This is a genomic window from Halomonas sp. (genome assembly GCF_031581305.1).
Taxonomy (GTDB): Bacteria; Pseudomonadota; Gammaproteobacteria; order Pseudomonadales; family Halomonadaceae; genus Halomonas.
This window is the reverse complement of sequence record NZ_JAVLBC010000010.1, coordinates 25,666-32,864: the sequence shown is the minus strand read 5'-3', so window position 1 is coordinate 32,864 and position 7,199 is coordinate 25,666. Positions and strand designations below refer to the sequence as shown.

Genomic DNA, 7,199 nt, shown 5'->3' with positions numbered 1-7,199 from the left:
GGCCCCAGGCGCCGAGGGTGGGAGACTCCCAGTTGTCCTCGACGAAGCGGATGTCATGGACCAGCGGGTCGAGCCCCAGGTGCTTCAGGGACCCGAGATAGAGCTCCTGCAGATCGGCAGGGGAGGGCTTCATCACCACCTGGAACTGGTAGTAGTGCTGCAGGCGGTTGGGGTTCTCGCCATAGCGGCCATCGGTGGGGCGGCGGGAAGGCTGCACGTAGGCGGCGTTCCAGGTCTCGGGGCCGATGGAGCGCAGGAAGGTGGCGGTGTGGAAGGTGCCGGCTCCCACCTCCATGTCCAGGGGCTGGAGGATCACGCAGCCCTGGTCGGCCCAGTACTGCTGCAGGGCGAGGATCAAGCCCTGGAAGGTTGTCACGTCTGGCGTCGACGGGGGTGTCGAGAGAGTCATTGAGGAAGCACCGTTGGCCATGAATTCACGAGCCGTCAAGTATACAATCACCGGAAGATCGGTTATAGGCGCAGGCCCGGAGACAAGAGGATTCCCATGATCGTAGTAACAGGCGGGGCCGGCTTCATCGGCTCGAATCTGGTCAAGGCACTCAATGCCCGCGGCCGCGACGATGTGCTGGTGGTCGACGACCTCAGTGACGGCACCAAGTTCGTGAATCTGGCCGACTGCACCCTCGGCGATTACCTGGACAAGGATGATTTCATTGCCCGGGTGAGGACGGCGCTGAACGGCGAGGCGTCGCACCTGCCGCCCATCGAGGCCATCTTCCACGAGGGCGCCTGCTCGGACACCACCGAGTGGGATGGGCGCTTCATGCTCGAGAACAATTTCGAATACTCCAAGGTGCTGCTGCACTTCTGCCAGCGTGAGGGCATCCCCTTCCTCTATGCCTCCTCGGCGGCCACCTACGGGGGCAGCGAGGTGTTCTTCGAGGCCCCGGAGCACGAGAAGCCGCTCAACGTCTACGGGTACTCGAAGCTGCTGTTCGACCAGTACGTGCGTGCCCGTCACGACGATTTCACCAGCCAGGTGGTGGGCTTCCGCTACTTCAACGTCTACGGGCCCCGGGAACAGCACAAGGGCAAGATGGCCAGTGTCGCCTATCATCACCATACCCAGATCGGTGCCGGTCAGGACGTGAAGCTGTTCGGTGCCTGGGATGGCTATGAAGCCGGCATGCAGAGCCGCGACTTCATCTATGTGGGTGACGTGGTGAACGTCAACCTCTGGTTTCTGGACCACCCTGAGGCCTCCGGCATCTTCAACCTGGGCACCGGCCGCGCCGAGCCCTTCAAGGCCATCGGCGAGGCCGTGATCGATTACTATGGCCGCGGCGGGATCGAGTACATCGATTTCCCCGAGGAGCTCAAGGGCCGCTACCAGAGCTATACGCGTGCCGACATCAGCCACCTGCGCGAGGCCGGCTACGATCGCGAGTTTCGTACCGTGGCCCAGGGGGTGCGCGAGTATCTGGAGTGGCTGAATGGCTGAGGCCCGACAGAAGCCGGCCTCTCGCGAGCCACGCATCCTGGTGGTGGGGCCTTCCTGGGTTGGCGACATGGTCATGGCGCAGAGCCTCTTCAAGACCCTGAAGGCGAGACAGCCGGGCAGCTGGATTGCTGTGGTGGCGCCCGCATGGTCACGGCCGATCCTGGAGCGGATGGACGAGGTCGACGAGGTGGCCAGTCTCGGGGTAGGGCATGGCCAGTTCGGCCTGGCTACCCGGCGCCAACTCGCCCGTGTCCTGCAGGGACGCTTCGACCATGCCATCGTGCTGCCACGTTCCTGGAAGTCGGCGCTGGTGCCCTTCCTGGCGCGCATTCCCCTGCGTACCGGCTTTATCGGCGAGCAGCGCCTATGGCTGCTCAATGACCGCAGGCGCCTCGACAAGGCAGTGCTGGACCAGACCGTGAAGCGCTTCGTGGCCCTGGGTCTGCCGGCGGAGGAAGCGGCCCGGGGAGACTTTCCCCTTCCCCGGCCCCGGTTGCGCCTGGACACCGAGAACCTGATCGAGCGTCGCGTCGAGCTGGGGCTCTCTTCGCGCCCGGCCATCGGCATGATGCCGGGGGCGGAATATGGCCCCGCCAAGCAGTGGCCGCTTGCCTATTTCCGGGAACTGGCGAGATTGCTGGTGGTGGAGGGGTTCGAGGTCCGTGTGCTGGGAGGCCCCAAGGACGCGGATGCCGGCGGGGAGATCGCCGACGCGCTTCCTCACATTCACAACCTCTGCGGCAGGACGCGGCTGGCGGATGCCGTCGACCTGCTCGGTGACTGCCAGCAGGTGGTGACGAACGACTCCGGGCTGATGCATGTGGCGGCCGCGGTAGGTACCCGGGTGCAGGCTCTCTACGGGTCGTCGTCGCCCGCCTATACACCGCCATTGACCGAGAATGCCGAGGTGCACTACCTCGACCTCGACTGCTCGCCCTGCTTCCAGCGCGTCTGCCCGCTGGGGCACACCAACTGCCTGAAACAGCTAATGCCCGAGCGAATCTTGCAGGCAGTATTGTCGACCGCCGGCTAGGAGCCCTGATTCGTTAAATAGTGCGCTATTCGCCGCATCAGATCGATAAACGTGTCTCGAAATCCGACTCTCTCGTGATGATCGGTCAAATCCGACAGGCTCCTAGGGCAATGCCTCGGGCGCTTCTGGCGTCTTGTCCTCGGGGGTCTCGACGACCTGCTCGGCGATCGGTTCGGGAGGTGGCGGTGGACCTTGGGGAGGTGTCAGTCCTTCCCACAGCCGCTCCTGGAGGGCCGTCTCCGCCCTCAGGCGGGCATTGAAAACATCCAGCCCGTGCTCCTCGATCAGGGTCGGCTCAGCAGAGAGTAGCGACACCCCGAGTCCGGCACGATGCCAGTCGATGACGAACCCCATGGCCTCGAGTACCGTCGGCAGAACATCCATGGTCGATGCCTCGACGTCCAGCCGGCGCGGTTCGAGCTGCTCACCCAGCAACATGAAGGTATTGTCCCGTTCCCCGGAGACCAGCTGCTCCCAGGCGGAGACGCGCATGGTCAGGTGGTCACTGGCGATCACCACCAGGGTGTCTTCCATCAGGCCTTCGTCCTCGAGCCGCTCGACCAGGCGGCGCACTAGCCAGGCCGAGCACTCCACCGAATAGAGGATATCCACGCCGTCGAACTCCCCCTGGCGTTTCCGGCACTCGCGAGCCGGATACCCATTGGGGGCATGGCCAGTGATGCTCAGGTTGACCAGCCCCCACGGGCCACTATCCTGGCGTTCGAGCCGGCGGATCTCCTCGACGGTGAGGTCATAGAGCGTATCGTCGTAGAGGCCCCAGCTGTTCACGTAGTCGGGCTCCTCGAGTCGAGGCTCCAGCTCATCCCGCCCCAGGATCCTGTCGAAGCCGTGGTCCCTGTAGAAGACCCCCTTGCCGGCGAAACGGGTGCTGGCCCCGCCCATGTAGGAGAGGGCATAGCCCTGGTCGTCGAGCAGGTCGCCCAGGCAGTCGACGCCCGGTACCACCTTGCCGAGGGGCTCGAACTGGCTGTCATGCAGCAGGCCGGCCGGCATCAGCGGCGTGCCGCACTGGCTGGCGATCATGCCCGCCATGGTCCAGCCAGTGTTGTCGACCTGGCGAACGCCCTCGAAGACCATGGCCTTCTCGCCCAGGGCGTCCAGGTGGGCATAGGCATCCCCGAAGCGCTCCTGATCGGCGTAGGTGCGTTCGATGCTCTCCAGGTACAGCAGCAGCAGGTTGGGCGGGTCGCTAGGGGCTTCGAGGATGACCGGCTCGACATACTGACGCTCCAACCAGGCACCATCATCGGTGACGATGGCGGCGCCGCGTTGACCGATTCCATACAGCATCGGGTTGCTAGCCAGCAGGGCCACGGCCAGCAGTCTCTCCGCCAGCCGCCAGCGATGGTCGGCCCGGACCAGCCAGGTGAAGGAAGCCAGCAGCAGGACCATGCTCGAGGTATAGAGAACAGCGGCACCGATGCGATCACCGCCGCCATGCTCTTCCATGCCGGCCTGGAGGTGAAAGAACACCGCGCCGAGGTCGACCATGCCGAAACTATCGGCGAGGTAGACGTAAAGCCCCCATAAGGCGATCGGGAGCAGCGACCAGGGCCAGACCCGGCGCACAAAGCGGGAATGTGTCGGTGCCCCCCATCGCCACCAGCGGGCCAACAGCAGCCATCCCCCGGCAACCGGCACCAGGCCCCAGGTGGGCAGGCGCGTCAGGGTCGCCACGGTGAAACCGAGCCACAGCCCGATGACGAGCAGGGCCCACCAGCGCGGCTGGCGAAGCGGGGGCGGCAGGAAACGGCTGGGCATGGGGGAGTGACACTGAGGTGAGTTCGGCACCAGTTTACCAAGGGACAGGAAGCGAATGCACCGATGGGCTCTCGAGGCGCTTCAGGTTACTCCCGATTCCTGCAAGACTATTAGGATATTCTTTCGCCCGGATGGCTTGATCTTGCTATGTCATGTCCGTGGCACCTGGCCTGGAGAATCTCGGTGAAGAATGCCTTCATCCTGCTGACGAGTCGTATCATCAAGCTGGTAGCCAATCTGCTGAAGCTCTTGTGCTATCCCTTCCATGCCCTCTTCCCCGGGAAGCGATTTACCCTGCCCGAGGCAGCACCGCCATTGCTTGCGACCCGAAAACCGACGGATATTCCGCGCATCCTCTGGCAGACGAACTTCACCGGCGAGGTGACGTTGCCCGTCTATCTCAATTATCTGTTCAACCGCCTGATGGCGCCACACCACGAATATCGGTTCATGGTGACCGAGGCTCGGGAGCACTTCATCAGGGAGCACTACTCGACGGACATCCTCGAACACTATTCCTGGCTCCAGATTGGCGCGGCACAGGCCGACTTCTGGAGGCTGCTGGTGTTGCAGAAGTATGGTGGTGTCTATCTCGATATCGACGCTCACCTGGTCTGGCCGATGGACGGCATTGTTCGGCCGGGCATGCAGGAGCTCTACATCACCAACCGACGTGGCGAGATCAGTAACTACTTCATTGTCAGTCGCCCTGACAATCCTCATCTTGCCGACTTGATAAAGGCAGTGCGGGACAATATCGATGAGAACCTCATCAGGGGCGTCTACGACCTGACAGGGCCGGGGGTCTTCAACCGGATCCTGAAAGCGCGAGACGTCGATACGGTCTCCTACCGATATGCCTGCAACCAGGGAAGCTTTACCAACGAGCACTTCCAGTATATCGACAAGGCGGAAGGGAAGTGGACACGTCAACAGAAGAGCGTCGAGGTGGTGAAGAGACCCACCCACTGAGCTCAGCGATGTCCAGCCACCTCCGGGCTCCGATGAAGTGCAAGCGGCGGGATCGATTTCCCGAGGGCGTCAGCCTGGTCCCGAGGGGTCCGATTGCTCCTTCTCGTGGAGCTCGTTGAGCTTGGCATATTTCATGTAAGCATGAAACGCGGTGGTCATGGCTACTGTCATCCCGTCTGCGCCCTGGAAAAGGCCTCCCTTGAGGATCAGCTTGCGCAGCATGGCGCTCAGTGCATGCCAGGTTGGCCGGTAGCGGGAGGGTCCCTTCCCTCGCTGCTTCATCGCCCAGGCATCTCGGCTCGAGAGCTGATCGATGCGGATAATCCAGTGGGAGAGGTCCCGGTAGGTGAAGTGCCGGATATGGCCCCCTGTATCCAAGACTTGTGGTGCCTGCACGGAGGAGTGTGCCTTCTTCGGCAGGTAACCCGAGGTGGTACGGTTGTAGAGCCGTGTCACGGGATCCGGATAGAAGCCCGCTGCCTTGATCCAGTGGTGGCCAGCAAAGTTGCGGCGCTTGAAACGATAGGCCGTGTCGGGATCCTCCAGGGCCAGTGCCTGGATGGCCGTGACGGCATCCTCCTCGAGGCGCTCGTCGGCATCCAGGGCCAGGATCCAATCGTTGCGGGCCCGGGGCACGGCGAAGGCCTTCTGGGGGCCGTCTCCCAGGTAGGGCTGATGGATGACGCTGGCACCCTCGCGTTCGGCGACCGCCACGGTATCGTCCCGGCTTCCCGAGTCCACGACGATGATCTCGTCACAGACGGGGCGCAGCGAGGCGATGCAGTCGGCGATGTTCTCCGCCTCATCGAGGGTGATGATGATTCCGGTGATCGGCGTCATGGGGTCGTCTCGCGGGTCGGGAAGTGGCGCAGGTGGTCGGCGATCCGGCTCGCCGCAGCCTCCAGGTCGATGCTCTCCATGTCGCGCTCGCCAGCCCCGGGGGGCGGGCAGAAGGCCAGCCGGTGGGCCTCGGCATTGCAGGTCTGCCAGCGCAGCGGGGTGGCAGAGCGGCGGGACGGATAGAAGCCCGCAGTGGGGCGGTCCAGGCAGCCGGCGATGTGCAGGGGGCCGGTGGAGCCGGCGATGAACAGGTCGGCGGCCGACAGGCTGAGGGCGAAGTCATCGAGCCCGCGGCGGGGTGGCAGCAGGCCTGCCGTTACCCCCTCGCCGACCAGGCGCTTGCGGAGCCTGTCGGCCGTGGCCTCCTCGCCGGGGCCGGCGGTGAGCACCCAGGCTCGGGTGGGGCGACTCGCCGCGGCCAGTCGCGCCTCCACGCCCAGCACCAGGGTGGCATAGCGCTCGAGGGTAAGGTTCACGGCCGAGCCGCCGCTGCCGGGATGCAGGAAGAGCCAGGGGCGCGAGTCGTCCAGGCCCAGCTCATCGGCAATGCGCGCTCGCTCCGCCGCGCGGGTGCCCTCGGGAAGCGGCCAGTAGGGGGGGGTGGGGCGAGCCGGCACCGCGAGGCCGAGATCCGCCAGCAGGGCCTCGGCCAGCTCCAGGTTGTAGAGGTATTCCGGCTTCTCGGAGCGCGACCTGCGCTGCACGATGCGTCGGTTGTAGAATAGCTGGGCCCACTTGGTGGCCGGGGCCAGGCGCAGGGGTATGCCGGCTCGCCAGCCCAGCCACCCGATGCGCGGTGTGGAAAAGAGCGTCAGCAGGGCATCGAAGCGCGCCTTGCGCAGCCGATGGAGCAGTTCACGGCGCCCTGCTCGGCCGCCGGCGTCACCGGGGTCGATCAACACCTCGTCGATCCAGGGGCATTGCCTGGCCAGCGGCGCAGTGTAGGCGGGAACCAGTACGCTGACACGGGGCGCCGGGTCGAGGGCCTTGAGGCAGGCCAGTGCCGGCCAGGCGAGCATGAAGTCCCCGAGCTTGTCGTTGCGAACCACCAGCAGGTGAGGACGGTCGTCGTTACGGCCGGCAGGGAGAAGTGTCATCATCCGGGCTCCC

7 protein-coding genes are annotated in these 7,199 nt (G+C 64.7%); 3 read left to right on the top strand and 4 right to left on the bottom strand.

Annotated elements, in window-relative coordinates:
* The coding region (locus tag RI841_RS02090) for a glycine--tRNA ligase subunit alpha (protein WP_310703887.1) at positions 1–409 on the bottom strand (409 nt) is incomplete at its 3' end.
* A gap of 96 nt (positions 410–505) precedes the next feature.
* Here RI841_RS02090 and rfaD point away from each other — a divergent pair.
* Both rfaD and waaF read left to right on the top strand, forming a co-directional pair.
* A complete protein-coding gene (gene rfaD, locus RI841_RS02085) occupies positions 506–1,462 on the top strand; it encodes an ADP-glyceromanno-heptose 6-epimerase (RefSeq protein ID WP_310703886.1) in 957 nt (318 codons plus the stop codon).
* Positions 1,455–2,495: a lipopolysaccharide heptosyltransferase II gene (waaF, locus tag RI841_RS02080; RefSeq protein WP_310703884.1), complete on the top strand. Its 1,041-nt coding sequence runs from the start codon at positions 1,455–1,457 to the stop codon at positions 2,493–2,495. The genes rfaD and waaF overlap by 8 nt, the downstream gene beginning before the upstream one ends.
* Before the next feature lie 102 nt (positions 2,496–2,597).
* Here waaF and RI841_RS02075 read toward each other — a convergent pair whose 3' ends face one another.
* Positions 2,598–4,277 carry a sulfatase-like hydrolase/transferase gene (locus tag RI841_RS02075; protein WP_310703883.1) on the bottom strand — a complete coding sequence of 560 codons (1,680 nt, stop codon included), beginning with the start codon at positions 4,275–4,277 and terminating at the stop codon, positions 2,598–2,600.
* 183 nt (positions 4,278–4,460) lie between these two features.
* Between RI841_RS02075 and RI841_RS02070 the strand changes: the two genes are divergently transcribed.
* Positions 4,461–5,249: a glycosyltransferase gene (locus tag RI841_RS02070; protein WP_310703882.1), complete on the top strand. Its 789-nt coding sequence runs from the start codon at positions 4,461–4,463 to the stop codon at positions 5,247–5,249.
* A gap of 69 nt (positions 5,250–5,318) precedes the next feature.
* On the opposite strand, the gene RI841_RS02065 is transcribed toward RI841_RS02070, so the two are convergent.
* Both RI841_RS02065 and RI841_RS02060 read right to left on the bottom strand, forming a co-directional pair.
* Positions 5,319–6,089, bottom strand: coding sequence for a glycosyltransferase family 2 protein (locus RI841_RS02065; protein WP_310703881.1), 771 nt, complete (start codon positions 6,087–6,089; stop codon positions 5,319–5,321).
* Entirely contained in the window at positions 6,086–7,189 is a 1,104-nt protein-coding gene (locus tag RI841_RS02060) for a glycosyltransferase family 9 protein (RefSeq protein ID WP_310703880.1), read from the bottom strand. Before RI841_RS02060 ends, RI841_RS02065 begins: the two co-directional genes overlap by 4 nt.
* Positions 7,190–7,199: the final 10 nt, after the last annotated feature.

Bases quoted from the DNA above. Each gene is read 5' to 3' on its own strand.
- rfaD (WP_310703886.1), top strand. From the start codon at position 506: ATGATCGTAGTAACAGGCGGGGCCGGCTTCATCGGCTCGAATCTGGTC.
- RI841_RS02075 (WP_310703883.1), bottom strand. From the start codon at position 4,277: ATGCCCAGCCGTTTCCTGCCGCCCCCGCTTCGCCAGCCGCGCTGGTGG.
- RI841_RS02060 (WP_310703880.1), bottom strand. From the start codon at position 7,189: ATGATGACACTTCTCCCTGCCGGCCGTAACGACGACCGTCCTCACCTG.
- waaF (WP_310703884.1), top strand. From the start codon at position 1,455: ATGGCTGAGGCCCGACAGAAGCCGGCCTCTCGCGAGCCACGCATCCTG.
- RI841_RS02065 (WP_310703881.1), bottom strand. From the start codon at position 6,089: ATGACGCCGATCACCGGAATCATCATCACCCTCGATGAGGCGGAGAAC.